General features: G+C 67.2%; 24 protein-coding genes and 1 tRNA gene. 16 read left to right on the top strand and 9 right to left on the bottom strand.

The window, feature by feature from the left end; translation table 11 throughout:
• Positions 1 to 175: 175 nt before the first annotated feature.
• Positions 176 to 1,222, bottom strand: coding sequence for a polysaccharide deacetylase family protein (locus BRAO375_RS26935; protein ID WP_009030595.1), 1,047 nt, complete (start codon positions 1,220 to 1,222; stop codon positions 176 to 178).
• Positions 1,223 to 1,550: 328 nt separating this feature from the next.
• On the opposite strand from BRAO375_RS26935, the gene BRAO375_RS26930 reads away from it, so the two are divergent.
• Positions 1,551 to 1,838, top strand: a complete 288-nt coding sequence (locus tag BRAO375_RS26930) for a hypothetical protein (RefSeq protein ID WP_009030594.1) — start codon at positions 1,551 to 1,553, stop codon at positions 1,836 to 1,838.
• A 113-nt stretch (positions 1,839 to 1,951) separates the two neighbouring features.
• Entirely contained in the window at positions 1,952 to 2,167 is a 216-nt protein-coding gene (locus tag BRAO375_RS26925; RefSeq protein WP_009030593.1) for a cysteine rich repeat-containing protein, read from the top strand.
• A gap of 180 nt (positions 2,168 to 2,347) precedes the next feature.
• Here the strand turns inward: BRAO375_RS26925 and BRAO375_RS26920 are convergent, their stop codons facing one another.
• The gene (locus BRAO375_RS26920; protein WP_009030592.1) at positions 2,348 to 4,030 is read right to left on the bottom strand and encodes an MFS transporter; all 1,683 of its coding nucleotides are present in this window, start codon (positions 4,028 to 4,030) and stop codon (positions 2,348 to 2,350) included.
• A gap of 169 nt (positions 4,031 to 4,199) precedes the next feature.
• On the opposite strand from BRAO375_RS26920, the gene BRAO375_RS26915 reads away from it, so the two are divergent.
• From BRAO375_RS26915 to BRAO375_RS26895, 5 genes are all read left to right on the top strand, one after another.
• Entirely contained in the window at positions 4,200 to 5,570 is a 1,371-nt protein-coding gene (locus tag BRAO375_RS26915) for a hypothetical protein (RefSeq protein ID WP_009030591.1), read from the top strand.
• 222 nt (positions 5,571 to 5,792) lie between these two features.
• Entirely contained in the window at positions 5,793 to 7,175 is a 1,383-nt protein-coding gene (locus tag BRAO375_RS26910) for a cytochrome P450 (protein WP_009030590.1), read from the top strand.
• 141 nt (positions 7,176 to 7,316) lie between these two features.
• A complete protein-coding gene (locus BRAO375_RS26905) occupies positions 7,317 to 7,784 on the top strand; it encodes a tellurite resistance TerB family protein (RefSeq protein WP_009030589.1) in 468 nt (155 codons plus the stop codon).
• A gap of 219 nt (positions 7,785 to 8,003) precedes the next feature.
• The gene (locus BRAO375_RS26900; RefSeq protein WP_009030588.1) at positions 8,004 to 8,783 is read left to right on the top strand and encodes an SDR family NAD(P)-dependent oxidoreductase; all 780 of its coding nucleotides are present in this window, start codon (positions 8,004 to 8,006) and stop codon (positions 8,781 to 8,783) included.
• A gap of 82 nt (positions 8,784 to 8,865) precedes the next feature.
• Positions 8,866 to 9,672, top strand: a complete 807-nt coding sequence (locus BRAO375_RS26895; RefSeq protein ID WP_009030587.1) for a glutamine amidotransferase — start codon at positions 8,866 to 8,868, stop codon at positions 9,670 to 9,672.
• Between the two features lie 147 nt (positions 9,673 to 9,819).
• Here the strand turns inward: BRAO375_RS26895 and BRAO375_RS26890 are convergent.
• Positions 9,820 to 9,895: transfer RNA gene (locus tag BRAO375_RS26890), tRNA-Ala, on the bottom strand.
• A 228-nt stretch (positions 9,896 to 10,123) separates the two neighbouring features.
• Between BRAO375_RS26890 and BRAO375_RS26885 the strand changes: the two genes are divergently transcribed.
• From BRAO375_RS26885 to folD, 3 genes are read left to right on the top strand one after another with little or no spacing between them, the layout of a single operon-like run.
• Positions 10,124 to 10,414 (top strand): YggT family protein, encoded by a 291-nt coding sequence (locus BRAO375_RS26885; protein WP_009030586.1) that lies wholly within the window; start codon positions 10,124 to 10,126, stop codon positions 10,412 to 10,414.
• Between the two features lie 22 nt (positions 10,415 to 10,436).
• Positions 10,437 to 10,766, top strand: a complete 330-nt coding sequence (locus tag BRAO375_RS26880; protein ID WP_009030585.1) for a DUF167 domain-containing protein — start codon at positions 10,437 to 10,439, stop codon at positions 10,764 to 10,766.
• A 52-nt stretch (positions 10,767 to 10,818) separates the two neighbouring features.
• The gene (gene folD, locus BRAO375_RS26875; protein WP_009030584.1) at positions 10,819 to 11,703 is read left to right on the top strand and encodes a bifunctional methylenetetrahydrofolate dehydrogenase/methenyltetrahydrofolate cyclohydrolase FolD; all 885 of its coding nucleotides are present in this window, start codon (positions 10,819 to 10,821) and stop codon (positions 11,701 to 11,703) included.
• On the opposite strand, the gene BRAO375_RS26870 is transcribed toward folD, so the two are convergent.
• The 3 genes from BRAO375_RS26870 to BRAO375_RS26860 all read right to left on the bottom strand — a co-directional run bounded on the left by BRAO375_RS26870 (position 11,700) and on the right by BRAO375_RS26860 (position 14,553).
• Entirely contained in the window at positions 11,700 to 13,187 is a 1,488-nt protein-coding gene (locus tag BRAO375_RS26870) for a M20 family peptidase (RefSeq protein WP_035642418.1), read from the bottom strand. The genes folD and BRAO375_RS26870 overlap by 4 nt on opposite strands.
• 119 nt (positions 13,188 to 13,306) lie before the next feature.
• Positions 13,307 to 13,843, bottom strand: a complete 537-nt coding sequence (gene ppa, locus BRAO375_RS26865) for an inorganic diphosphatase (protein ID WP_008963903.1) — start codon at positions 13,841 to 13,843, stop codon at positions 13,307 to 13,309.
• Positions 13,844 to 14,043: 200 nt separating this feature from the next.
• The gene (locus BRAO375_RS26860) at positions 14,044 to 14,553 is read right to left on the bottom strand and encodes a GNAT family N-acetyltransferase (protein WP_008963902.1); all 510 of its coding nucleotides are present in this window, start codon (positions 14,551 to 14,553) and stop codon (positions 14,044 to 14,046) included.
• 241 nt (positions 14,554 to 14,794) lie between these two features.
• On the opposite strand from BRAO375_RS26860, the gene BRAO375_RS26855 reads away from it, so the two are divergent.
• The 6 genes from BRAO375_RS26855 to BRAO375_RS26830 all read left to right on the top strand — a co-directional run bounded on the left by BRAO375_RS26855 (position 14,795) and on the right by BRAO375_RS26830 (position 20,000).
• The gene (locus BRAO375_RS26855; RefSeq protein ID WP_009030582.1) at positions 14,795 to 15,700 is read left to right on the top strand and encodes an alpha/beta hydrolase family protein; all 906 of its coding nucleotides are present in this window, start codon (positions 14,795 to 14,797) and stop codon (positions 15,698 to 15,700) included.
• 10 nt (positions 15,701 to 15,710) lie between these two features.
• Positions 15,711 to 16,178 carry a DUF2269 family protein gene (locus BRAO375_RS26850; RefSeq protein WP_009030581.1) on the top strand — a complete coding sequence of 156 codons (468 nt, stop codon included), beginning with the start codon at positions 15,711 to 15,713 and terminating at the stop codon, positions 16,176 to 16,178.
• A gap of 10 nt (positions 16,179 to 16,188) precedes the next feature.
• Entirely contained in the window at positions 16,189 to 17,517 is a 1,329-nt protein-coding gene (locus tag BRAO375_RS26845; protein WP_009030580.1) for an SDR family oxidoreductase, read from the top strand.
• The gene (locus tag BRAO375_RS26840; RefSeq protein WP_009030579.1) at positions 17,517 to 17,927 is read left to right on the top strand and encodes a thiol-disulfide oxidoreductase DCC family protein; all 411 of its coding nucleotides are present in this window, start codon (positions 17,517 to 17,519) and stop codon (positions 17,925 to 17,927) included. The genes BRAO375_RS26845 and BRAO375_RS26840 overlap by 1 nt, the downstream gene beginning before the upstream one ends.
• A gap of 202 nt (positions 17,928 to 18,129) precedes the next feature.
• Positions 18,130 to 19,104 carry a YeiH family protein gene (locus BRAO375_RS26835; protein ID WP_009030578.1) on the top strand — a complete coding sequence of 325 codons (975 nt, stop codon included), beginning with the start codon at positions 18,130 to 18,132 and terminating at the stop codon, positions 19,102 to 19,104.
• 8 nt (positions 19,105 to 19,112) lie between these two features.
• Positions 19,113 to 20,000, top strand: a complete 888-nt coding sequence (locus BRAO375_RS26830) for a LysR family transcriptional regulator (RefSeq protein WP_009030577.1) — start codon at positions 19,113 to 19,115, stop codon at positions 19,998 to 20,000.
• Positions 20,001 to 20,230: 230 nt separating this feature from the next.
• On the opposite strand, the gene BRAO375_RS26825 is transcribed toward BRAO375_RS26830, so the two are convergent.
• The 3 genes from BRAO375_RS26825 to BRAO375_RS26815 all read right to left on the bottom strand — a co-directional run bounded on the left by BRAO375_RS26825 (position 20,231) and on the right by BRAO375_RS26815 (position 24,562).
• Positions 20,231 to 21,478, bottom strand: a complete 1,248-nt coding sequence (locus BRAO375_RS26825; protein ID WP_009030576.1) for a flavin monoamine oxidase family protein — start codon at positions 21,476 to 21,478, stop codon at positions 20,231 to 20,233.
• A gap of 259 nt (positions 21,479 to 21,737) precedes the next feature.
• Entirely contained in the window at positions 21,738 to 23,564 is a 1,827-nt protein-coding gene (gene typA / locus BRAO375_RS26820) for a translational GTPase TypA (RefSeq protein WP_009030575.1), read from the bottom strand.
• 224 nt (positions 23,565 to 23,788) lie between these two features.
• Positions 23,789 to 24,562 (bottom strand): hypothetical protein, encoded by a 774-nt coding sequence (locus BRAO375_RS26815; RefSeq protein WP_009030574.1) that lies wholly within the window; start codon positions 24,560 to 24,562, stop codon positions 23,789 to 23,791.
• Positions 24,563 to 24,569: the final 7 nt, after the last annotated feature.

Here is a 24,569-nt window from a genome sequence, read left to right as displayed (position 1 = left end):
GACCTCGTCGCGGCGATCGAAATCGGCGCGCGCGTCCAAGCCGCGGAGCAAAGGCTGGACCGAGGCCCGCATCGTGCGCGAGCTGCACCGCCACGGCATCTATTGGTGAGGCGCCAGACCAGACGAAAAAGGCCGGGCTGCTGCCCGGCCTTCGCGTCTCAGAGAGAGAGCGCCGTCACTGCTGGACGGTCTGGATCACGCTGGAGATCGGCCGCGCATTGGTCATCGTCGTCGGCAGCTTGGGATCCTGGCCGACCATCGCGTCATATTGCGGCAGCGTGTCGAGCGTGCCCTTCGGCTTCATCGCCACCACCTTGTAGCCGCCGGCCTTCAGCCGGCGCAGCAGGGTCGGCAGCGCCAGCGCGGTGTTCTTCTGGAAATCGTGCATCAGGATGATGCCCTTGCCCTTCTTGTCGAGCCCGGTCATCACCGTGTTGACGACCTGGTCCGCATCCTTGGAGCGGAAGTCGAAGCTGTCGACGTCGCAGGAGAACATCGCAACGTTGCGGCTGCCGAGATAGGCCACCGCCGACGGGCGGTGCTGCAGCTGCGGAAAGCGGAAGAACGGCGCGGGATTGTTGCCGAGCGCGAACTTGACCGCGCTGAAGCCCTTCTCCAGCTCCTCCTTCGCCGTCTCGTCGGTCATCTTCTTGCCGTTGAGATTGACGTGCGACCAGGTGTGCACACCGACGACGTGACCGGCCGCCTGCACCTGGCGCAGGATCTCCGGATGATAGGTCGCGTGCTTGCCGATGGTGAAGAAGATGCCGGTGGTGCACTCGTCGGCCAGCGCCTTCAGCACCGCCGGCGTGTTGACCGGCCACGGGCCGTCATCGAAGGTCAGCACAACCTCGCGGTCGGCGAGGAAGTCGAACTGCTTGAAATGATCGAGGCCGAAGCCCGGACCGCCGGTCGTATCGACCACGACGGTGCGCGAGATGCCGAGCGCATCCGGATTGGCGCAGGTCGATTTCGGCTGCACCGGCGCTGCGGCGGCGGACGCCGCGGGCTTCGCCGGCACGGTGCCGGTATACTCGACGTCGTCCTTGGCACCCTTGGCGGCGACCTTCGCAGGAGCCGGCGGGGGAAGATCCGACGGCTTTGCCGCGGCGCTCTGCGCGGCGGCCTTGGCGGCATTCGGCTTCGACACCCAATACCAGACACCGGTGATCGCCAGCGCCGCGACGACGGTGGCCAACAGCAAGCCTAACGCATTACGCATGGTTACTCTTCCCGAAAACGCGAGACACGCGATGGACGGACACGACGGCATCCGGCCCTTCAATCAGCTTCCATTAGTGCCAACGAAACGTTAACGCGGTCCCAACACCGCCAGGATCGGCGAACATTTCCAGGACCATGCGGACGCCACATCGGTCATTCGCCGGAGCGACATGTCGCCGCGGCCTCGGGGCTGCGCGAGCCAGGATGGCCGGGGTTGAAGGGCCCGATCTGGCGTGACCCGCGTCACTGTTGCTAGAGAGCAAGCCGGCCATGATGGGGACATTGAACACGGGGCCCGCGCTGATGCGGACCAATGGGAGCCAGCCATGACGAAGACCTTCAATCTCCTGCGCGCCGCCGCTCTGACGGTTGTCGCCGCCGCCACCCTCTCGACCGTCGCGTCGCGCACGAGCTTCGCCTTCAGCGCCGAGGCGCAGCAGATGTGCACCGGCGACGCCTTCCGCCTGTGCAGCAGCGAGATCCCGAACATCCCGGCGATCACCGCCTGCATGATCAAGAACCGCTCCTCGCTCTCCTCCGGCTGCCGGACGGTGCTGGACAAGGAGGTCCTCAAGCGCGGCGGCAAGGTCGCCGAGGCTGGCGACGCGAACTGAATTTGCGGCTCCCAGCCCGAGAATACGCGCCTCGGCTGCGACCGAGGCGCTTGCGAGGCTCGGTTGTGACCACTAAAAGCGCCGCCAATCCTCAATGCCGGGAGGCGTCGGTCATGAGCAAATTCTTTGTCGTCATCCCCCTGGTCCTGATGGCCTCGGCGGCCTCGGCCCAACAGCAGCCCGGTCAGGATGCCTGCGCGCGCGACGTGTCGCGGTATTGCCGTGCGGTCATGAACAACGGCGACCAAGCGGTGCTGGCGTGCCTCAAGGAGCACCGCGCCAAGCTGTCGAAGGCCTGCGACAAGGTGCTGACCGAGCACGGACAGTAGGCCGTGATCTCAATCGCACGTGCGGATTCGCCTGCGCAGCCCAGAGCTCTGACTCGCCGTGCCACCCCCGCCGTCATTCCGGGTTCAATCGCCAAAGCTGCGCTTTGACGATTGCCCCGGAATGACGCGGTGAGAGCAGTCGTCCCTCAGCTTCGATGTCGACGAGCTAAGATCGACCAGCTACGGCCCGCTGCGTGCTGCGCTTGCCACCGCCGGCGCCTGCTCTGCGGTGCGGTCGATGTCGTCGCGGCTGCGGACCGAGCCGAACGGGCGCTCCAGCATGCGGCGGATGCGCACGGGATCGGCGCCGATATGGAAATCGATCGCGCGCTTGTGCAGCTCGCGCTCGGCTCGGGTCGAGCGGTTGCGCTGGCGCAGATAGTCGATCCAGGTCGGACAGTGGTAGCGCTCGGTCCACAGCTCGGGATCGGCGATGTCGCGCGCGATCGACCAGCCATAGGCGCCGTTGCGCTGCCGGCTGAGCTGCACGTCCTGCATCAGATCATGGAAGACGCGGGCGTTGTCCTCGGCGACGCGGTACTCGATCTCGACCACCAGCGGGCCGGAGCGCGGCGTCAGCGTCAGCTGGACCTCGGGATCGGCCAGCGTCTCGCCATCCTCATTGCGGGCCCCGATGGGCGGCATCCGCAGCCACAGGCCGAGCAGCGGCGACACCATCATCAGCGCGCCCGAGACCAGTAGCGCGACCTCGACGCCGGCGGCGTCGGTGAGCCGGCCCCAGCCCCAGCTGCCGATCGCAATGCCGCCCGAGATCGACGCCTGGAACGCGGCGAGCGCGCGGCCGGCGACCCAGCGCGGCGCCGACAGCTGCACGCCGATGTTGAACAGCGCCACCGCGAGCATCCAGACGGCGCCGGCAATGACCAGCGCCGCGGCGGTCAGGACAGGTTCGCTACTCAACCCCACCGCCGCCGTCGCGGCTCCCAAGGTCAGCGCGCAGGTGCGAATCGCGGCCTCGCCCGACAGCCGCTTGCGGATCTCGCCGATGTTGAGCGCGCCGACCACGGCGCCCATGCCGAACGCGCCGAGCATGATGCCGTAGGTCTGCGCGCCGCCATGCAGCAGATCGCGCGCCACCAGCGGCATCAGCGCCGAGATCGAGCCGCCGATGATGCCGGTGACCAGGGTGCGGATCAGCACGATGCGGATCGAAGGCGAATGGATGATGTAGCGGACGCCGGAGACGATGGCGCGGTTGAGCGGCTCGCGCGGCAGCCGGCTCGGCTCGACCACGCGCCGCCACAGGAACAGCGCTGCGAGCAGCGGCAGATACAGCAGCGCGTTGGCGGCGAAGGCGGCGACGGCGCCCGCAGCGGCAACGATGACGCCGCCGATCGCGGGACCGAAGCTGCGCGCGATGTTGTAGCTGATGCCGTTGAGAGCGACCGCGGCCGGCAGCGTTTCCGGCGGCACCTGCTCGCTGACCGAGGACTGCCAGGCCGGGCCCATCAGCGCCATGCCGCTGCCGATCACGAAGCACAGCGCCAGCAGGCGCTCGGGCGTGACGAGGCCGAACCAGGCCAGCACCGTCAGGGTCGTGGCCCCGCCGAGCGCGACGGCGAGCGAGACCAGCGCGACGATGCGCCGGTCGTACATGTCGGCGACAGCGCCGGCCGGCATCGAGATGAACATTACCGGCAGCATCAGCGCGGTCTGCACCAGCGCCACCTTGTCGGCCGACGAGGTCATCTGCGTCATCGCCCAGGCGGCGCCGACGGCCTGGATCAACAGGCCCAGATTCGACAGCAGGCTCGCCAGCCAGATGCGGCGGAACACCGTGTGCTTCAGCGGCGCGGCGATGCTCTCCGCGGCGAACAGCTCTCGTTTCTGCGGCGCATTCATGCAGGTCCGTCCACGTCCCCAGTTCGCGTCCAACGCCGTCGCATTGAACTATCGCTTGATTCCGGCCGGACGTATGTGATGCCTGCGAATGTCTGCCGCTGTCCAGTGCTCGATCCCGATCATGGACCGTGGCCAACGAACACAAAATGAACGAGACGGAGGACCGCCGATGAAGCTGACGCGCCGCACCATTCTGCAGAGCATGGGAACCCTGCCGCTGCTGACGAGCGGTCTGAGCTTACCTGCATCAGCACAAACGGCGGCCACGCCGCCGGCCGGTGACATGCCGCCGGTGCTGTTCGTGCACGGCAATGGCGATCACGCGGCGCTGTGGATGACATCGCTGTGGCGGATGGAATCCAACGGCGTGCCGCGCGCGCGCCTCGCCGCGCTGAACTTCACCGATCCGCTGGCCCGCAATGACGACGCCGTGGCGCAGCCGAACCGCTCGTCGACGGACGACCAGCGCCGCGAGCTCATTGATGCGATCAAGGCGCTGAAGGAGCGCACGGGCGCCGCGCGCGTCGCGCTGGTCGGCAGTTCGCGCGGCGGCAATGCCATCCGCAACGTCGTGAAGAATGGAGGCGGCGCGGATGTCAGCCATGCCGTACTGTGCGGCACGCCCAATCACGGCGTGTTCGATTGGGACGACAGCCCGGGCAGCGAGTTCAACGGCCGCGGCCCGTTCTTGCGCAGCCTGAACGCCGGCGACAGCGAGGTCATTCCGGGCACCGCGTTCCTCACGCTGCGCAGCGACGGGCTGGACAAATATGCGCAGGCCGATGGCCGCCTGGTCGGCAAGCCCGGCGTGCCCACCGGGATCACCGCCGAGGGGCCGGCGCTGAAAGGCGCGACCAACCTCGTGATCGGCGCGCTCGATCATCGCGAGGTCGCGTTCCATCCGCGCGCGTTCCGCGAGATCTACAAGTTCATCGCCGGCCGCGAGCCTGCGTTCATCGCGATCCAGCCGGAAAGCGAGGTGCGCATCAGCGGGCTCGTGACGGGAACGCCCGGCGGTGCGCCGACCAACCGGCCCGTCGCCGGCGCCAGTGTCGAAGTCTATCGCGTCTCGGGCGAGACCGGCGCGCGCCAGGGCGAGCCGGTGTACCGCGGCCAGACCGGCGCCGACGGACGCTGGGGTCCTGCACAGATCGATTCGAGCTCCTCTATCGAGATCGTGCTGACGCAGCCGGGCGCACCGATCACGCATTTTTACCGCTCGCCGTTCCCGCGCTCGTCCGAGGTCGTGCATCTGCGCGCCGCGCGGCCGCTGGGCCAGGCCGATGCCGGCGCCGGCGCCATCGTCATCATGACGAGGCCGCGCGGCTATTTCGGCCTGCCCCGCGACATCGTGCTGCTCGACGGCAAGGAACCTGCCGACGTACAGAAGGGAGTACCGACGGATGCAGCAACGACATTGCGGCTGCCGGCGGGCGACATCGGACGCAGCGTCACCGGACTGTTCAACGAGGAACGCATCACCGCCCGGCTTTGGCCCGCATCGGAAAGTAGGATTGCGCTGATCGAGCTGACTAATTAGTTGCTGGAGTACGATGATACGCAACAGTCAAGGAGAGCGCCCGATCGCGCTCTCCCTCCCGGGTGAGAAGGCAGGGGGCGCAACGACCTTCGCCATGAGGTGTCGTTCACGATCCGATGGTTCGTGGCGCTTCGTCTCACCCTGCGTCGGCGGATTTGCGAGCGCTGCATCGAGGTCATCGTTCGGTCATCGGCTGCACCTCCTGGGATCGCGAGGCCACGCATGAGCACCGCCGACGTTCACTATCTGCCGCAAGTGCGATCGCCGCTCGTGCCCCCGATGCCGCCACGCGCGCCGGACAGCATGGGCGCCCTGCGCCGCGTGCTGCTGATGGGCGAGAATGCGATCTCGACCTGGAGCCAGCGCGCCTATGAGGACGAGATCGTCCGCGGCCGCTTCTTCGGCAGCTCGAGCTACATCCTCAACACTCCCGAGACGATCAAGCACGTGCTGGTCGACAATTGGGAGAACTACGCCCGCACCGTCGGCGCCATCCGCGTGCTGCGGCCGGTGCTGGGCGAGGGCCTGCTGATCGCCGAGGGCAAGGCGTGGAAGCACCAGCGCCGCACCTTGGCGCCGGCCTTCACGCCCCGCGCCGTCTCAGGCCTGATTCCGCACATGGTCGCGGTGACCGACGAGACGATCGCCCGGCTGCAGCAGCAATGCGGCCAGCCGCTCGACCTGCGCGAGATCATGCAGCGCATGACGCTCGACATCGCCGGGCGCACGATGTTCTCGTTCGAGATGGGCCGCCACGGCGCCACCTTGCGCGACTTCGTGTTCGAGTATGGAACGCGGCTGGCGGCGCCGCATCTGCTCGACATCGTGCTGCCGCTGTCCTGGCCGACGCCGCGCGATTTCGCGCGCCGGCGATTCCGCAAGCGCTGGACGGCATTCGTCGGAATGCTGATGGCCGAGCGCCGCGCCGCCGGCAAGCTGGAGGATGGGCCGCCGCGCGACCTGTTCGACCTGATGGGTGCGGCCCGTGATCCCGAGACTGGCGCGGCGTTCAGCGATGCGCAGCTCGCCGACGAGGTCGCGACCATGATCCTCGCCGGCCACGAGACCACCGCGACGGCGCTGTTCTGGGCGCTGTATCTGATCGCGCTCGACCCGGCCAATCAGGAGAAGCTGGCGCAGGAGGCGCGCGCTGCGAGCGACCTCAGCAATCCGGATCAACTGCCGTTCACCCGCGCCGTCGTCGACGAGACGCTACGGCTGTATCCGCCGGCGTTCCTGATCGCACGCGCCGCCAGCGGCCCGGACCAGATCGCGGCCTTTCAGGTGAAGCGCGGCGACGTGGTGCTGATCTCGCCCTGGCTGCTGCACCGGCACGAGCGGCTGTGGCGTGCGCCCAACGCGTTCATGCCCGAGCGCTTCCTGCCCGGCGCGCCGCCGCCGGAGCGCTTCGCCTATCTGCCGTTCGGCGCCGGCGCGCGCGTCTGCATCGGGGCGCATTTCGCGCTGGTCGAGGCGGTGCTGGCGCTGGCGCGGCTGGTCGGCGCGTTCCGGATCGAGCTCGTCGACCGCGCGCCGGTGATGCCGGTCGGCGTTGTCACCACCCAGCCCGACCGCTCGCCGCTGTTCCGGATCACGCCACGCTGAGCGGCCGCGCGTGCGAGTCGACGGAGTTTACCGAAATGTCATGCGCGCGAAGCGATCCGGCGGATTGCCGGATCCGACACTGGTTCGCATATTGAGGGGGCGGGCCGGCTGAGGACCCGGGACACCAGCGCGAAGGACGCCATGCTCGAAGGATTGCGCCAATTCATCGCCGACGTCGTTTCGCCGCAGGAGACGCCGGCGTTCGACGACAATGGCTATCAGCTGGCGGCGACCGCACTGCTGATCCACGTGATTTCGCTGGACGGCGAGCCGAGCGAGGCCGAGCGCCGCAAGCTGCATGGCCTGATCGAGCTGCGTTTCGGGCTCGATCACGGCAGCGCCGACCGGCTGATCGCGCAGGCGATGCTGGCCGAGGGCGAGGCGGTCGATCTCTATCGCTTCACCAGCGTGATCATGCGCGAGGTCGACGAGGCCGGGCGACTGCGCATCGTCGAGATGATGTGGGAGCTGGTGTATGCCGACGGCAAGGTGACCGAGTTCGAGGACAATGTGGTGTGGCGCGCCTCGGAGCTGCTCGGGATCTCGACCCCCGACCGGGTCGACCTGAAGCACCGGGTAGCGGCGCGGCGGCCGGACAATCCAGCCTGAGCCAGATCCGCCCAAAAATTCCCACGCTGGGGAACTTGGATGAACAAACTTTAATTTTGTTCCAGGGAACCGATCGTCGAGTAAACCTATGTGAATCCGTCGTTATTCCGTAAGATGGGCGCCGCGCCGCATTTCCGCCGGCTTGCATGTTCCCCGCTGCCTATGCTCTCGTCCGCCGCAATCGGCTGATGTTCGAAATGTGATCGAAGAGCAGGAATCGTGGGTGAACGTGTCACGCTCGTAACGGGTGCATCGTCGGGGATCGGGACCGAGCTGGCCCGGGTATTCGCCGCGAACGGACACCGTTTGGCGCTCACGGCGCGGCGCGAGGACCGCTTGGCGGCGCTCGCCGCGGAGATCACCGCCAAGGGCGGCCCGGCGCCGCTCGTCATCCCCTGTGATCTGACCTCGCCCGATGCCGGCGCGACCATTCAGGGCGCGCTGGCGGCGGCCGGCGTCGAGCTGGAATATCTGGTCAACAATGCCGGCTTCGGCCTGTTCGGCAAGGCGGTGCAGCTCGACCGCGCCGAGCAGCTCGACATGATCGCGGTGAATGTGCGCGCGCTGACCGAGATGTCGCTGCGGTTTTCCGACCAGCTGATCCGCAACAAGGGCGGCATCCTGAACCTCGGCTCGGTGGCCGGCTTCCTGCCCGGGCCCGGGATGGCGGTCTATTACGCCTCCAAGGCCTATGTCATCTCGTTCACAGAGGCGCTGCGCAAGGAGCTGGCGCCGCATGGCGTGCGTGTCACGGTGCTGTGCCCGGGGCCGGTGCCGTCGGAATTCCAGGACCGCGCCGGCTTCAAGCCAGGTGTCGATTCCGTGATCCTCAACGTGTCGCCGACGGCGGTCGCCGAAGCCGGCTATCGCGGCCTGATGGCCGACAAGCGCGTCGTGCTGCCGGGCCTTGGCATCAAGATCGTGCCGTTCCTGCTGCGCTGGTTCCCGCGCGGCTTCATCCTCGACGCGGTCGGACGGCTGCAGCTGAAGCGGAGTTGATCGCGCTGGCCCGGCGCTTGCTTGATGCCCTATCGACTTGCTCACGCGCCGTTAACCTTCGCTTAGCTATGATCGACAGGTGATGCTCAGGCAAAACCCTTCGCTGCAACCGAACGGGACCGCCCAGGCGGACGTTCGCCATCTCCACCCGACGCCGGCGGCGGCTGCGCCGCATCGGCCCGTCCTCATCATCCTGCATCAGGAAACCTCGAGCCCCGGCCGGATCGGCAACGCGCTGCGCGCGCGCGGCTACCCGCTCGACATTCGCCGGCCGCGCTTCGGCGATGCTCTGCCGGAGACGCTCGATGCGCATGCAGGTGCCGTCATTTTCGGCGGCCCGATGAGCGCGAACGATCCGGACGATTTCGTTCGCCGCGAGATCGACTGGATCGAGGTGCCGCTGCGCGAGCAGCGGCCGTTCCTGGGCATCTGCCTGGGCGCGCAGATGCTGGCGATCCAGCTCGGCGCGACGGTGGGACCGCATCCGCTAGGGCGCGCCGAGATCGGCTACTACCCGATCCGGCCGACGCGCGCAGGACGCAAGCTGTGCCCGCATTGGCCTGATCACGTCTATCACTGGCACCGCGAGGGTTTCGACCTGCCCGCCGGTGCCGACCTGCTTGCCGAGGGCGGCGACTTTCCGGTGCAGGCCTATCAATATGGCAACGCCACCGGATTGCAGTTCCACCCCGACGTCACCTACGCGATGATGTGCCGCTGGACCACCCGCGGCCATGCCCGCCTGGACACGCCCGGCGCCTGCCCGCGGCATCATCATTTCGAGGGCCGCGCCGTGCACGATGCGGCGGAGCGGATCTGGCTGGCGCATTTCCTGGACGGATGGTTGAAGCGGCAGCCGGTCGCGGCGATGGCGGAGGCGGCGGAGTAGCGGGCGGGGATCTTCGGACGATCGGCTTAGGATGATTGGATGTTAGTTCTAAGCCAGCCCGGCTTCGCCAAGTGGCTACGCCGGGCACCACGCTTCGCCCGTCGGGCACTGCGTGGCTGCGCCACGCGTAGCCCGACGGGCGAAGCGTGGTGGAGCCAGGCGGGATCGAACCGCCGACCTCATCATTGCGAACGATGCGCTCTCCCAGCTGAGCTATGGCCCCAAGTCACGACTTTGACAGTCCGAGACAGTCCGACGGCTTGGTCATGCGGCCGCACGAGATTGGGAAGGCGGCCGGCAGATCGGGCGCCATTTACAGTCGGTGCCCTGGCCAAGTCAAGAACGCTCACATCGCCTGTTAGCCTTGACGGGCGGCTTCCCTTGTTTGCGCAGGGGGGAACCGATATCTACCGCAGCAGCGCCCCCCATCCGCCGCGGACAGTTTGAGCCTATGCAGCCCATCGTCATCGTTCTGATTCTGATCATCCAGTTCTACCGATACCTGCTGATCGCGGCGGCGATCTTCTCGTGGCTGGTGGCCTTCGACGTCGTCAACATGCGCAGCCGCGCGGTCGCGACCATCGGCGAATTCCTCTACCGAATCACCGAGCCCGCGCTGGGCCCGATCCGGCGGCGGCTGCCGAACCTGGGCGGGCTCGACATCTCGCCGATCATCCTGTTTTTCCTGCTGCTGCTGATCGAGATCTATCTCGAGCGCTACGTCCTGCCGTTCGTTCCGTAGTCCGCTGACGGCGGCAACCGCGATGCCGTGGCGCCAAACGTCTGACGGCATCACCGTCGCTCTGCGGGTCACCCCGCGCGGCGGCCGCGACGCCATCGACGGCATCGAGACGCTGTCCGACGGGCGTCAGGTGCTGAAGGTGCGGGTGCGCGCGATTGCCGATGGCGGCGAGGCGAATCGCGCCGTCACCGAGCTGCTGGCCAAGGCGATCGGCGTGACCAAGAAGGCGGTGCGAATCACTTCCGGCACGACATCGCGGCTGAAGCAGGTCGCCATCGATGGCGACGCCTCCGCACTGGATCAGGCCTTGCGCGGCCTCACGGCAGACCATAAGCCGACCGGAAAATCTTGAGACGGGCGGCGCTCGCGCGGCCCGCGGCAAACGAACAGTCAGAGGACCAGACATGACCGCGCGCATCATCGATGGAAAACTCATCGCCGCTGACCTGCGCGCGCAGGTGGCCGGCGAGGTCGCGCGGGTCAAACGCGATCATGGCCTGACGCCGGGTCTCGCCGTGGTGTTGGTCGGCAACGATCCCGCCTCCGAGGTCTATGTCCGCAGCAAGCACACCCAGACCCAGGCCGCCGGCATGGCCTCGTTCGAGCACAAGCTGCCCGCCGACGTCGCGCAGGCCGAGTTGCTGGCGCTGATCGCCAAGCTCAACCAGGACCCGTCGGTGCATGGCATCCTGGTGCAGCTGCCGCTGCCGAAGGGGCTGGAGACCGACGTCGTCATCAACGCGATCGATCCGGCCAAGGACGTCGATGGCCTGCATCCGCACAATGCCGGCCGCCTCGCCGGCGGTCAGCCGGCGCTGGCGCCGTGCACGCCGCTCGGCTGCATCATCCTCAGCAAGACGGTGCACGGCTCGCTGGAGGGCATGAATGCGATCGTGATCGGCCGCTCCAACCTGGTGGGACGCCCGCTGGTGCAGCTGCTGTTGAACGAGAACGCCACGGTGACGATCGCGCATTCGCGCTCGCGCGACCTGCCGGCGCTGACTGCGCGCGCCGATCTGGTCTACGCCGCCGTCGGCCGTCCGGAAATGGTGAAGCGCGACTGGATCAAGCCGGGCGCGACCGTGATCGACGTGGGCATCAACCGCATCCCGACGCCCGAGGGCAAGACCAAGCTGGTGGGCGACGTCGCCTATGCCGAGGTGGCCGAAGTGGCCGGCGCGATCACGCCGGTGCCGGGCGGCGTCGGCCAGATGACGGTGGCCTGCCTGCTGGTGAACACGCTGCGCGCCGCCTGCGCCATCGCCGGGCTGCCGAAGCCTTCGGTCTAGGCCGGACCGGCGGCTGTCTCCAGCAGCCGCCGATAGAAGCGGATCATGTCGGCATAGCCTTCGACCGACAGCCGCTCATTGGTGCCGTGAAAGCGCTTGAGATCCTCGGTCGTCGCGCGGAGCGGCGAGAAGCGGAAGATGCTGTCGGCAATGCCCGCATAGTGGCTCGAATCGGTGCCGGCGATCATCAGGCCGGGCGCCACCACCGCGTCATTGAAGATCTCGCGAATGGTGCGGTTGACGAGCAGATAGGCCGGGCTGGTCGTCGAGGTGACCGGCGGCGGCTCGCGGTTGCCGCGCAACGCTGCGATCGAAATGCGGTCGTTGGCCACGGTCTGCCTGATGTGATCGATGATCCCAGCCTCGGTGTCGCCCGGCAGCAATCGGAAATTGACGGTTGCGGAGGCGTTGCCCGGCAGCACATTGTCCTTGTCGCCGGCATTGAAGATGGTCAGCGCGGTCGTGGTGCGCACCATCGCCTCAGTCGGACCGCTCTTGGCGAACTCGCCGAACAGCAGCGGCTTGGTCAGCCAGAGATTGGACAGCACGGCGCGGTTGATGCCGCTCATTTCCGGCGCCAGCGCAGCGAACATCTCGCCGACCGTGCCGTCGATTCGCATCGGCAGCCGGTTGGCCTCGAGCTTGGCCAGCGCGGCGCTCATCATGCCGATCGCCGTATCCCGCGGCGGCATCGAGGAATGGCCCGGCGTGGCCTTGGCGGTCAGCACCAGGCTCGCATAGCCTTTCTCGGCGATACCGACCAGCGCGGCCGGCTTGTCGAGGCCCTTGATGCCGCCCTCCGAGATCAGCAGGCCCTCGTCGACGACGAAGTCCAGCCGCACGTTGCGGGCGGCGAGGACGGCCGCGATCGCCTTGGCCCCTCTGACGCCGCCGACCTCCTCGTCGTGACCGAAGGCGAAATAGATCGTGCGCCTCGGCTGGAAGCCGGCCTTGATCAGCGCCTCGGCCGCCTCGAGCATCGCATACAGATTGCCCTTGTCGTCCCAGGCGCCGCGGCCCCAGACGAAGCCGTCCTTGACGACACCGGCAAAGGGCCGCACGGCCCAGTCGGGCTCGGTGCCCGGCGCGATCGGCACCACATCCTGATGGGCGAGCAGCGCGATCGGCTTGGCCGCCGCGTCGCTGCCTCGCCACGTGTACAGCAGGCTGTGCCCGGCCACGACCTCCTGTGCCGCGGCCGCATGGAAGGCCGGGAAGCTCGCTTCGATATGCGCCTTGAGCGCCACGAAAGCCTCGGCGTTCAGCTCGGGATCGTCGGGACTCGAGACGGTGCGGAAACGAACCGCCTCCGCGAGCCGCTGCGCGGCGGCACCGGCATCGACGCTGGCCTTCGGCAGCGCCGCGACCTCGAGCTGCCGGGACCCCTGGTGAAACGTGTTGGCCAGCACGACCGCAAGCAACGCCGCGCCCACCGCGAGGATGAGAAAAATAACGGCTCGAACGATCCTGAGCAGCCGGCGCATCGCAGAAGCTCCATAGCAAGACGGCGCCGCAGGTCAGACCTGCGGCGCCGTGAAACTGCATCGGAGCGGGGTCGAAAGTCCATCGCCTCGAACCGCGAGGCGCGGAGCGCGAATGATCCCTACTTCTTCGCCGCCTTGGCGCGGGCGATGCCCTCGGCGATCAGCTGGTGGGCGTCCTCGGCATTGCCCCAGCGCAACACCTTGACCCATTTGCCGGGCTCGAGGTCCTTGTAGTGCTCGTAGAAGTGCTGGATCTGCTGCAGCGTGATGTCCGGCAGGTCGCTGTAGGTGCGAACCTTGTCGTAGCGCTGCGTCAGCTTCGAGGAGGGCACCGCGATGATCTTCTCGTCGCCGCCGGCCTCGTCCTCCATCAGCAGCACGCCGACCGGGCGCACGCTCATGACAGCGCCGGGCACGATCGCGCGGGTGTTGGCGACCAGCACGTCGCAGGGATCGCCGTCGTTCGACAGCGTGTGCGGGATAAAGCCGTAATTGCCGGGGTAGCGCATCGCCGTATAGAGGAAGCGGTCGACGAACAGCGTGCCGGCTTCCTTGTCCAGCTCGTACTTGATCGGCTCACCACCGACCGGCACTTCGATGACGACGTTGACCTCGCGCGGCGGATCTTTCCCGATCGGGATGGCGTCGATGCGCATGGATGCTCCGTTGAACTTGAACGGTTGAACTTGAACGGTTGAGGATCGGACGCTCGCGAGAGCGCTCGCATTCGCAGTCGCAAAAAAATCGCGACCGCGCAACAGCTACCTCAGTCCACCAGCTTCGGTTCAATTTACCGCCGCATTAACGCTTAACGCGGCCAGAGCTCAATTCGCAGGCCCTTTTGGGCGATCCCGGCTCAGTTGGTCCAGGCGAAGGCGACCTTGTCGAGCGACTTCGGCCCGAAGCGCTCCGACGACCGCGCGACCATGCGGCCGCCCAACGCGCGGTAGAACTCGGTGGCGGGGTCGTTGTCGGACAACGCCCACACCACCATGCTCTTCAGGCCGCTCTGCGCGAGATCGCGCTTGGCCGCCTGGAAGAGCCGGCGACCGAACCCCAGCCCCTGAAATTCCGGTCGCAGATAAAGCTCGTAGACTTCGCCGTCGAAGTGCAGGCTGCGGGCGCGGTTGCGGCCGTAATTCGCATAGCCTGCGACTTTGTCGTTGAACACCAGCACGCTGACGCGGCTGCCTTTGCGGATCGCGCTGTCCCACCATTGCGGGCCGCGACGGTTGATCAGCTTCTCCAGCTCTGCGCCAGGGATGATTCCCTGATAGGCAGAACGCCAAGCTTCATCATGGGCTGACGCCACCGCAGCCGCATCTGCAGCCTTGGCCGGACGGACTTCGATCAGGGTTGTGCTCATGACCGGATCAAAGCAAGTCGGCGGTCCGCCTTCAAGGTGCCACGTTAAAGATCGGTTAACCTGTGGACTTTCGGCATCACAGCGGCGGAAACCTGTGCCGAAAAGGGACAAATTCGCAACATTGCCGAGAGCCAACGGTGTCCTGTCACCGTGCGTTCATAGCTCGAACGAAAAACTGCAACTGAGTCGCGGCGGCCTCGGTTAGTGTGGCGCCGGCTCAACAATCTTCCCGCCCGGCTGAATGCTGCTGCTTCGCTGCGCCTCATGGTTGATCGCGCTCGTCCTGACAGGATCGGGCGCGTCGGCGCAGCCGTTCGGCCCGGTGTCGTCCGAAGGTGAACCGGCGCGCCAGCAACAGTGGCTGGTGCCCTCGACCGAGCCAGACGTTCCTGCGCATGCGCTGCTCTATCGGCCCGCCGGTGATGGACCGTTTTCGCTGGCGCTGATCGCACATGCCTCGACGCAGAATGCGCTGCGCCGGGCGCAGCTGCCGCAGCCGAGCTACACGGCACTGGCGAGCGCGCTGGTGGCGCGCGGCTATGCCGTGCTGGTGCCAGAGCGGCTCGGGCATGGCCGCACCGGCGGTCCCTATGTCGAGGATCAGGGCGATTGCGCCGATCCGAACTACGCAGAAGCCGGACGCGCGACCGCCGCGCAGATCCTGCGGGCGCTCGACCTCATGCGCGAGCAGGCGTTCGTCGCGAAGGGCGGCGCCGTCGTCATCGGCCATTCGGCCGGCGGCTGGGGAGCGCTCGCCCTCGCCGGTCAACCTCAACACGTCGTATCGAAGATCATCGCGTTTGCCCCTGGCCGCGGCGGCCATGCCGATGACGTGCCGGGACGCGTGTGCGCGGAACAGCGGCTGCGCGATGCCGCCCGCGCGTTTGGACGCAATGCGCATGTCCGAGTCACCTGGCTCGTTGCAGCCAATGACAGCTACTTTCCGCCGGTGTTGTCGCGTGAGCTCGCCAACGCCTTCACATCCGGCGGGGCGCATGCCGACTTCGAGGTGCTGCCGTCCTTCGGGCATGAAGGCCATTGGCTCGCGGAGCAGGACGCCGGTATCGTTGCCGCATCGAGCGCGCTGGCCGCTGTGCTCGTCCGCCCGCCGGTGCGGCGCTCAGCCCGGCCGGGACTCGCGAACTAGCAGGACCACGATGACGCTGTATTTCCTGGTCAAGTACCTGCACCTGCTCGGCGCCATCGTCATTCTCGGCACAGGCACCGGAATCGCATTCTTCATGCTGATGGCGCATCTGAGCGGCGAGGCCGCGTTCATCGCGCGCACCGCGGGGGTGGTGGTGATCGCCGACATGCTGTTCACGCTGTCGTCGGTGCTGCTGCAGCCGGTCACCGGCGGCACGCTGATGTGGCTGTCATCGACCGCCGTCACTGACGGCTGGCTGCTCACCTCGCTCGCGCTCTACGTGGTCGCCGGGCTGTTCTGGGTGCCCGTGATCTTCATGCAGATCGAGCTGCGCGATCTCGCCCGCGCTGCCGATCGCAGGGCCGAGAAGCTGCCGCCGCGCTATTTCACCGTCTTCCGCCGCTGGTTCCTGTGCGGCATTCCCGGCTTCGGCTCGGTCATGGCCATTCTCTGGCTGATGATCGCCAAGCCGTACTAGCGGACTTTGCATGATCGCTTCTCCGACCTCGCGCATCCTCGTGCTCGGCGCCTCCGGACTGATCGGCCGCTTCATCACTGATGATCTGCGCCGGCGCGGCCTTGTGGCTGTTGGCGTCGCGCGTGCGTTCTCGACGTCGCAGCGCGTGGCGGCGCTCGATATCGAACTTCCGATCATGGCACTCGATGCATCCGCATTGGCGGGGCTCATGCGCGCACATGAGATCGACGTCGTCGTCAATTGCCTGGGCGTGCTGCAGGATGGTCCGGGCAGCGACACCCAGGCCGTGCATCGCGAATTCGTGGCACGGCTGCTTGCCGCGATCCCGGCCAGCGGCCGCGGCGTCCGACTGATCCACATCTCCATTCCCGGGACAGCCGACGAGGATCACACCGCCTTCGCCACCACCAAGCGCGAAGCGGAACGGCTGATTGCCTCCTCAGGCATTCCATATGCGATCCTGCGCCCCGGCTTCGTGATCGCGCCCTCGGCCTATGGCGGCAGCGCGATGCTGCGCGCGCTCGCGGCGTTTCCGATCGATCTGCCGGCCAAGGATGCGGCGGCTCCGTTCCAGCCCGTCGCGGTGGCAGACATCGCGACGACCATCGCCTGGCTCGCCATGCGGCCGCTCGATGACGAGGCGACGCGTGCGGTGAGCTGGGACCTGATGCAGCCGGAGCCGGTGACGCTCGGCGGCGTCATCGCCGCCTTCCGCCGCAGCTTCGGCACGACCGATTGGCCACGCCTCACCGTGCCCGCGCCGCTGGTCGATCTCGGCGCCATCGCCGGCGACCTCTCCAGCCGGCTTGGCTGGATGCCGCCGATGCGCCGCACGGCCATCGCCGAGCTGCGCCGCGGCGTGCGCGGCGATCCCGCGGCCTGGATCGCGGCCACCGGCATGACGCCGACAAGCCTGAGCGAAACCCTCGGTGCGCAGGGCGCCGCCATCCAGGACAAATGGTTTGCCCGGCTGTTCCTGATCAAGGCGCTGATCATCGCCAGTCTCGTGCTGTTCTGGGTCGCCTCCGGCAGCATTGCGCTGTTCATCTCGTTTCCCGCGACCACCGCGATCCTGACGACGCGTGGCTGGCCGGAGGGATTTGCAATCCCGTTCGCGGCGATCACCAGCATGATGGACATCTCCGTCGGCGTGTTGATCGCATTCCGCAAAACGGCGACTTTCGGCCTCGCTGCCGGCATTTTCGTCTCGCTCGGCTACATGCTGGGATGCGCGATGCTGACGCCCGACCTCTGGCTCGAGCCGCTCGGCGCATTGGTGAAGACCGCACCTGCGATCGTCTTGATGCTGGTCGCGCTGCTGATGATGGACAATCGCTGATGACGAACTGGCCCGACGACGATGTGATTCTGTATGACGGCGTCTGCGTGTTCTGTTCGCGATGGGTGCAGTTCGTGATCGCACGCGACACCGCCAAGCGGTTTCGTTTCACGCCGATCCAATCGCCCTACGGCGTGAGGCTGGCGCAAACGTTCGGGATCGATCCGGACGAGCCGGACACCAACGCTGTCGTCCATGGCGGCAAGGTGCATCTGAAATCCGATGCGGCGCTGACCGTGCTCTCCAACCTCAAAGGTTGGGGCTGGACCCGCGCGTTGTTCACCGTGCCGAAGCCGCTGCGGGATGCCGCCTACAGCCTCGTCGCGCGCAATCGCTACCGCATCTTCGGTAAATTCGAATCGTGCTTCGTCCCGGACGCGGAGCTGCGTCGACGCGTTCTGGAGCGATAGCTCTGATCGATCGATTGAATCGAACGAATTATACGATACAATTCGTTGGATCGATTGAAATGAGCATGAAATTCTCCTTCAAACCGTTGGTTTGGGAGAGTTTTCCATGACTGCCTCCTCGCAGGACCTGACTGCCGATGCACCCGTTGCCGGTCATTCTGGACGTGCTCGCGCGCCGGCGGCGCCTCATGCATCAGGCTTGTTGCCTGGACTGGCCCTCTCGGCCGCGATCGCAGCCGGCGCCTTCGGGCTGCGTCAGCTGCCGGGGCTCGGGATGTTCAGCCCGATGATCCTGGCGATCGTGGCGGGCATGGCGCTCCACAATGTCGTCGGCACGCCGGCACGGGCCAAGCCCGGCGTCGCCTTCGCCATGCGCCGCGTGCTGCGGGTCGCCATCATCCTGTTAGGCCTGCAGCTCACGGCCGCGCAGGTCGCCGAGGTCGGCGCCCGCGGGCTATTCGTGATCGCGCTGAGCCTCACCGGCACCTTTCTGTTCACGGTGTGGATGGGACGGCTGCTCGGCGTCGATCGCAAGCTAGCCGAGCTGATCGCTGCGGGCACCTCGATCTGCGGCGCGTCGGCCGTCATTGCCACCAACACCGTGACGCGCGCGCATGACGAGGACGTCGCCTATGCGGTCGCTTGCGTGACCGTGTTCGGCTCGATCGCGATGGTCGCCTACCCGCTGCTTCCGGCCGTGCTGCACCTCGACGCGCACGCGTTCGGCCTGTGGAGCGGCGCCTCGATCCATGAGATCGCGCAGGTGGTCGCGGCGGCGTTCCAGGAGGGACGGCAGGCCGGCGAGTTCGGCACCATCGCCAAGCTGGCGCGTGTGATGCTGCTGGCGCCGGTGGTGCTGACGCTCGGCCTGCTGGCGGCGCGCCGGGCGCGCCAGGGCGGGCGCGGTCATACCAGCGCGCAGCCGACGCTGCCCTGGTTCGTGTTCGGCTTCATCGCGCTGGTCGGCTTCAACAGCATCATCACCGTGCCCGCCGAGGCGAAGACGGTGATCGTGACCGCGACCACCTTTCTGCTGTCCATGGCGCTGGCCGCGATGGGGCTGGAGACCGACTTCGCCAAGCTCATGGCCAAAGGGCTGCGGCCGCTGGCGCTGGGCTTCGCAGCCTTCCTGTTCATCGCGAGCTTCAGCCTGGCGCTGGTGAAGCTGACGACGTAGGAGACCATGTGACGCTCGAGCAGCTCCGGATCTTCGTTGCGGTCGCCACCCGCGAGCACGTCACCCAGGCGGCGCGCGAGCTGAATCTCACTCAGTCGGCCACCTCAGCGGCCGTCGCTGCGCTCGAGGCGCGCTACCAGACCAGACTGTTTGATCGCGTCGGCCGCCGCATCGTGCTGACGGCCGCGGGCAAGGCGTTTCTGGTCGAAGCGAAAGCGGTGCTTGCGCGCGCGGCCGCCGCCGAGACCGTGCTCGACGATCTCGCAGGTCTGAAGCGCGGACAGCTCGCGCTGGCGGCGAGCCAGACCATCTCGGGCTATTGGCTGCCGGCCTTCATTCACCACTTCAATGCCGCGCATCCCGCGATCAAGCTGCAGCTGTCGATCGGCAACACCGAGCAGGTGGCAGACCGGGTGCGGGAGGGCTCCGCCGATCTCGGCTTCGTCGAAGGCGACGTCGACGATCCCGTGCTCGCGGCGCAGCCGGTGGCTGAGGACGAGATGGTGCTGGTCGGGCCCGTCGGTCATCCGCTGTGCCGGGGGGCGTCGGTAACGCTCCACGATCTCAAGGCGGCGCGCTGGGTGTTGCGCGAGCAAGGCTCGGGGACCCGCGCCGTGCTCGAAGCGGCGGTCGGACGGTTCGGCATCGCTGCGGCCGAGCTCGACGTGGTGTTCGATCTGCCGTCCAATGAAGCCGTGCGCGGCGCCGTCGAAGCCGGCGCCGGCGTCACGGTGCTGTCGCGGCTGGTGGTGATGCGGGCGGTGAAGGCCGGGCTGCTGGCGGTCGCCAATCTCGAACTGCCGACGCGGCGCTTCTACAGCCTGCGGCATTGGGAGCATCACCAGACGCAGGCCGCGCGGGAGTTTCTGCGGATGGTCGGGGAGAGCCGGAGCTAGTTCGAGGCTCGTCATTCCGGGGCGGCCTCCGCCGCAGCTGGAAGAGGGGAGGCGGAGGGCGACCCCGGACTCTCGTGCCTCATCTCGGGATTCCGGCTTCAGCCGCTGGCGCGGCTGCCCCGGAATGACAGATGTTGACCGTCATCGCGAGCGCAGCGACGCGATCCAGGACTCCCACCACCCGGGACGCCCCTGGATTGCTTCGCTGCGCTCGCAATGACGCGGATCGTTCAGGGCCTACCTAACGACGCCAGCGCTTCCCTTGCCGCGCGCTCGCCCGAGTCGCGGGCGCCGTGAGCGGTGGAGAAAAAGTCGGGCGGGGTCGCTTCGCCGGCGAAGAACAGGCGTTCATCGACCGGCGCGGCCAGCACGGCGCGCTTGCCGGCATGGCCGGGCAGCGCGTGCGAATAGGCGCCGCGCGCGAAGGGGTCGGCGCCCCAGCGGGACTCGGCGAGCGGCCGGAGGCTCTTGCGGATGTCGCTGCCGAGCAGCGCGACGACATCGTCGATCGCCTGGGCCGCCAAGGCGCCCTCCCCTGCCGCCTCGATCTGGCGGGCGAAGCTGCCGCCATAAAAACCCTCGATGCAGGGCTGGCCGAACGGGCGGAGCTGGAAGCTGCCGACGCGTGCAGTGCTGCTACGGCCGCGCATGCCGGAATCTTTTGGCAGGTGCTCCCAGCCCTCCAGCGCGAGCGTGACCTTGTTGTCGAGGCCGAGCGGCAGGCCGGAGGCGGCGGCGACCTTGTCGGGCAAGGCCGGCTTGAAGCGGAGCGCTTCCTCGGCGATCAAGTTGGTCGGGACGGTGACGATGACCTTGTCGGCCGTCAGCGTGCCCTGCGAGGTCGTCAGACGCACGCGCTTGTCGCTGTGATCGATCAGCGTGACATTGCAGTTGAGCGCAACCGGCAGCCCTGCGCCGTAGGCGGCGACCAGCGCGCCATAGCCGCCGCGGACGCGCCAGTTGAGCTCGGTATCCTCATAGGCTTCGAAATCGAGCAGCGACATCTGGTCGAGCTCGCAGCCGTTGAGATAGGTGCAGATCGCATCGATCATGCCGTTCCAGCGATTGCCGGGCTCGAGACAGATGCTGGCCGGCGCGTCGCGGCCGCTCGTGGCGGCCTCGGCGGTGCGCGTGAAGAACGCCTCCAGGGCGCGGAGGAAATCCTCGCGCTCTGCGCGCGGGAACGCAGCCTCATAGGCCTGGTCGCGCCAGGGCGGCCGGGACTTGTCGATGGTGAAGGCGAGCTGCTCGGCGATGACGGCGAAGGAGTTGCGGTCGGCGGAGTGCAACCAGCCGCAGCCGAGGTCGAAGGTCACCTCGGGCGACGCCATGATGGTGTGGGCGCGGCCGCCGATGCGATCGCGGCCTTCGAGAACGATGAAGGAGACGTCTTTGTCGCGCAGCGCATGGGCGGCGCCAAGGCCAGCCGCGCCGGCGCCGATGATCGCGACGTCGATGGAGGATGGGAGACTGCTCATGAGGTGGCGTCGGCTCCTGCAACGTGGACCCGACTACCGCCTCCCCACTGCTGTCATCACCCGCGAAAGCGGGTGATCCAGTACGCCGAGACGGGCGTGTGACCCGGAGAGGCCGCGGCGTACTGGATGCCCCGCCTGCGCGGGGCATGACGGCGGAGGCTGTCGAGACACTGCGCCCCACAAGCGGGGCACGACGAGAGCGGGGTGTTGCGGCACCACACCCTGGGCCACTCGCGTGGCGCTGCAGCGGTTGAGCGGCTTACGCCACCGCTTCCTTCTGCTTCTCCGCGCGCTTGCGCTCGTTCGGATCGAGGTGCTTCTTGCGCAGGCGGATCGACTTCGGCGTCACTTCGACCAGCTCGTCGTCCTCGATGTAAGCGAGCGCCTTTTCCAGCGTCATCTTGATCGGGGGCGTCAGACGCACAGCCTCGTCCCTCGACGTGGTGCGGATGTTGGTGAGCTGCTTACCCTTGAGGACGTTGATCTCGAGGTCGTTGTCACGGGTGTGCTCGCCGACGATCATGCCGCGATAGACCTTCCAGCCCGGCTCGATCATCATCGGGCCGCGGTCCTCCAGCTTGAACATCGCATAAGCGACCGCCTCGCCCTGGTCGTTGGAGATCAGCACGCCGTTGCGGCGGCCCTGGATCTCGCCCTTGTAGGGCGCATAGTTATGGAACAGGCGGTTCATGATCGCGGTGCCGCGGGTGTCCGTCAGCAGCTCGCCCTGGTAGCCGATCAGGCCGCGGGTCGGCGCGTAGAACACCAGGCGCTGGCGGTTGCCGCCGGACGGCTTCATCTCGATCAGCTCGGCACGGCGCTCGCTCATCTTCTGCACGACGACGCCGGAATGCTCCTCGTCGACGTCGATGACGACTTCCTCGATCGGCTCCAGGGTCTGGCCGGTGGTCGGGTCCTTCTGGAACACGACGCGCGGACGCGACACCGACAGCTCGAAACCTTCGCGGCGCATGGTCTCGATCAGGATCGCGAGCTGCAATTCGCCGCGGCCCGAGACTTCCATCGAGTCCTTGTCGTCGGCCTCGCGGACGCGCAGCGCAACGTTGCCCTCGGCCTCGCGCAGCAGGCGGTCGCGGATCATGCGGCTGGTGACCTTGTCACCTTCCGTGCCGGCCAGCGGGGAGTTGTTGACGATGAAGGACATCGACACGGTCGGCGGATCGATCGGCTGCGCCGGCAGCGGGATATCGACGGAGGGGTCGCAGAAGGTGTCGGCGACGGTGCCCTTGGTCATGCCGGCGATGGCGACGATGTCGCCCGCCTCGGCGTCCTCGAGCGGCGTGCGCTCGAGGCCGCGGAACGCCAGGATCTTGGTGATGCGGCCCTGCTCGATCATCTTGCCGTCGGCGGCCAGCACCTTGATCTGCTGGTTCGGCTTCAGCGTGCCGGAGGAGATGCGGCCGGTGATGATGCGGCCGAGATAGGGGTTGGCCTCGATGATGGTGCCGATCATGCGGAACGGCCCCTCCTCGGTCTTCGGCGCCGGCACGTGGCGGAGCACCAGCTCGAACAGCGGCTCCATGCCGCGGTCCTGCGGACCTTCCGGGCTGTCGGCCATCCAGCCCTGCTTGGCCGAGCCGTACAGGATCGGAAAATCGAGCTGCTCCTCGGAGGCGTCGAGCGCCGCGAACAGGTCGAACACCTCGTTGATGACCTCGGTCGGACGAGCGTCCGGACGGTCGACCTTGTTGATGACGACGATCGGCTTCAGACCAACCTTGAGCGCCTTGGAGACCACGAACTTGGTCTGCGGCAGCGGGCCCTCGGCGGCGTCGACCAGCACCAGCGCGCCGTCTACCATGTTCAGGATGCGCTCGACCTCGCCGCCGAAATCGGCGTGGCCGGGGGTGTCGACGATGTTGATACGGGTGTCCTTCCACTGCACCGAAGCGGCCTTGGCCAGGATGGTGATGCCGCGCTCGCGCTCCAGGTCGTTGGAGTCCATGGCGCGCTCGGCGACCTTCTGGTTCTCGCGGAAGGTACCGGACTGCTGCAGGAGGCGGTCGACCAGGGTGGTCTTGCCGTGGTCGACGTGGGCGATGATGGCGATGTTGCGAAGATTCATGGTCGGTGTCTTCTAAGCTTTCTGGAGCTCGTGCTCTGTCCCCGGCGGGGCGCGCGCTTTATGATAGTCGAATCAAGCTGTTAGCTTTGCGACGCGCGCTCGCGAAACTCGGTTCGGCGGCCGGGGCCGGCAGCCCCAAATAGGAAGCCCGGCCATTCGACCGGGCAGACCTCACGCGTTGCGGCGCAATATAGGCAAAAAATGCCAAAAAACAATGACTGCTTTCAGGAATGAGGAGCGGATCCCGGCGGGTCGAGCGGCGGCCTCGCTGACGCCTCGGCCAGCCAGCTCCGCCGGGCCGCGCGAAAGAAGAGGATCCCGATCACCCCGGCAGGCAGACCGATCGGAAGCAACACGGACGGCACGTTGTTGATCCAGTATAGCCGGCTGAAGCCATAGACGGCGAGATAGAGCCCGGGAATCAGCAGCACGATCCCGCTCGCCATCAGCGGACCGGCGAGGCCGGCTGGCCTTGCGGCGACCCACCAGAGCGCGGCAACACCGACAGCTCCCAGGGTGAAGCCCGCGAGCACCGGACTGGGGTCACCGATATGCTGGATTGAGCCCAGGGCGCTCAGCCCGAACAACATCGAACAGGCCCCCGGCAGCAGCAGCGCAAAGCCGCCGAGCAGCATGAGGCTCGGCAGACAGCCGCTCGCAGCGGTCCTTCCAGGCTCGGGGCGGTTTGGAGCAGCGGAGCGCAAGCGATGTTGCGCGTACAAGGTCAGAGCGCCCCCGACGATCGAAGCCGCCAGCCCCTCGAGGAAGAAATCGAAATACCCGCCCATGTGCCAGCGCACGAAGACAGTGAAGTAGATCACCGCGCACAGCCCCCACGCGATCAACCCCAGGCTTCCGACCATGATCAGCGGATCGAGGCAGCCTTTGCCGCGCGGCCCGTCTTCGTTCGGCACGCCCTCCGGCGGCCCCTTCCAGCGCTCCTTCGGCAACGGCAAGCCGCGCGCGGAGTCCGAGCCAGGGCGTTCGGGAGACGTCATCGGACCA

Source organism: Bradyrhizobium sp. ORS 375, assembly GCF_000239775.1.
Classification (GTDB): domain Bacteria; phylum Pseudomonadota; class Alphaproteobacteria; order Rhizobiales; family Xanthobacteraceae; genus Bradyrhizobium.
The sequence above is the reverse complement of the archived record's forward strand: the minus strand, read 5'-3'. Positions and strand labels throughout refer to the sequence as shown.

Bases quoted from the DNA above. Each gene is read 5' to 3' on its own strand.
- BRAO375_RS26870 (WP_035642418.1), bottom strand. From the start codon at position 13,187: ATGCGCCGGCTGCTCAGGATCGTTCGAGCCGTTATTTTTCTCATCCTC.
- BRAO375_RS26930 (WP_009030594.1), top strand. From the start codon at position 1,551: ATGACGAAGACCTTCAATCTCCTGCGCGCCGCCGCTCTGACGGTTGTC.
- BRAO375_RS26825 (WP_009030576.1), bottom strand. From the start codon at position 21,478: ATGAGCAGTCTCCCATCCTCCATCGACGTCGCGATCATCGGCGCCGGC.
- BRAO375_RS26850 (WP_009030581.1), top strand. From the start codon at position 15,711: ATGACGCTGTATTTCCTGGTCAAGTACCTGCACCTGCTCGGCGCCATC.
- BRAO375_RS26855 (WP_009030582.1), top strand. From the start codon at position 14,795: ATGCTGCTGCTTCGCTGCGCCTCATGGTTGATCGCGCTCGTCCTGACA.
- BRAO375_RS26845 (WP_009030580.1), top strand. From the start codon at position 16,189: ATGATCGCTTCTCCGACCTCGCGCATCCTCGTGCTCGGCGCCTCCGGA.
- BRAO375_RS26905 (WP_009030589.1), top strand. From the start codon at position 7,317: ATGCTCGAAGGATTGCGCCAATTCATCGCCGACGTCGTTTCGCCGCAG.
- BRAO375_RS26840 (WP_009030579.1), top strand. From the start codon at position 17,517: ATGACGAACTGGCCCGACGACGATGTGATTCTGTATGACGGCGTCTGC.
- BRAO375_RS26910 (WP_009030590.1), top strand. From the start codon at position 5,793: ATGAGCACCGCCGACGTTCACTATCTGCCGCAAGTGCGATCGCCGCTC.
- BRAO375_RS26920 (WP_009030592.1), bottom strand. From the start codon at position 4,030: ATGAATGCGCCGCAGAAACGAGAGCTGTTCGCCGCGGAGAGCATCGCC.
- BRAO375_RS26935 (WP_009030595.1), bottom strand. From the start codon at position 1,222: ATGCGTAATGCGTTAGGCTTGCTGTTGGCCACCGTCGTCGCGGCGCTG.
- BRAO375_RS26880 (WP_009030585.1), top strand. From the start codon at position 10,437: ATGCCGTGGCGCCAAACGTCTGACGGCATCACCGTCGCTCTGCGGGTC.
- BRAO375_RS26860 (WP_008963902.1), bottom strand. From the start codon at position 14,553: ATGAGCACAACCCTGATCGAAGTCCGTCCGGCCAAGGCTGCAGATGCG.
- BRAO375_RS26925 (WP_009030593.1), top strand. From the start codon at position 1,952: ATGAGCAAATTCTTTGTCGTCATCCCCCTGGTCCTGATGGCCTCGGCG.
- BRAO375_RS26915 (WP_009030591.1), top strand. From the start codon at position 4,200: ATGAAGCTGACGCGCCGCACCATTCTGCAGAGCATGGGAACCCTGCCG.
- typA (WP_009030575.1), bottom strand. From the start codon at position 23,564: ATGAATCTTCGCAACATCGCCATCATCGCCCACGTCGACCACGGCAAG.
- BRAO375_RS26885 (WP_009030586.1), top strand. From the start codon at position 10,124: ATGCAGCCCATCGTCATCGTTCTGATTCTGATCATCCAGTTCTACCGA.
- BRAO375_RS26815 (WP_009030574.1), bottom strand. From the start codon at position 24,562: ATGACGTCTCCCGAACGCCCTGGCTCGGACTCCGCGCGCGGCTTGCCG.
- BRAO375_RS26895 (WP_009030587.1), top strand. From the start codon at position 8,866: ATGCTCAGGCAAAACCCTTCGCTGCAACCGAACGGGACCGCCCAGGCG.
- folD (WP_009030584.1), top strand. From the start codon at position 10,819: ATGACCGCGCGCATCATCGATGGAAAACTCATCGCCGCTGACCTGCGC.
- ppa (WP_008963903.1), bottom strand. From the start codon at position 13,843: ATGCGCATCGACGCCATCCCGATCGGGAAAGATCCGCCGCGCGAGGTC.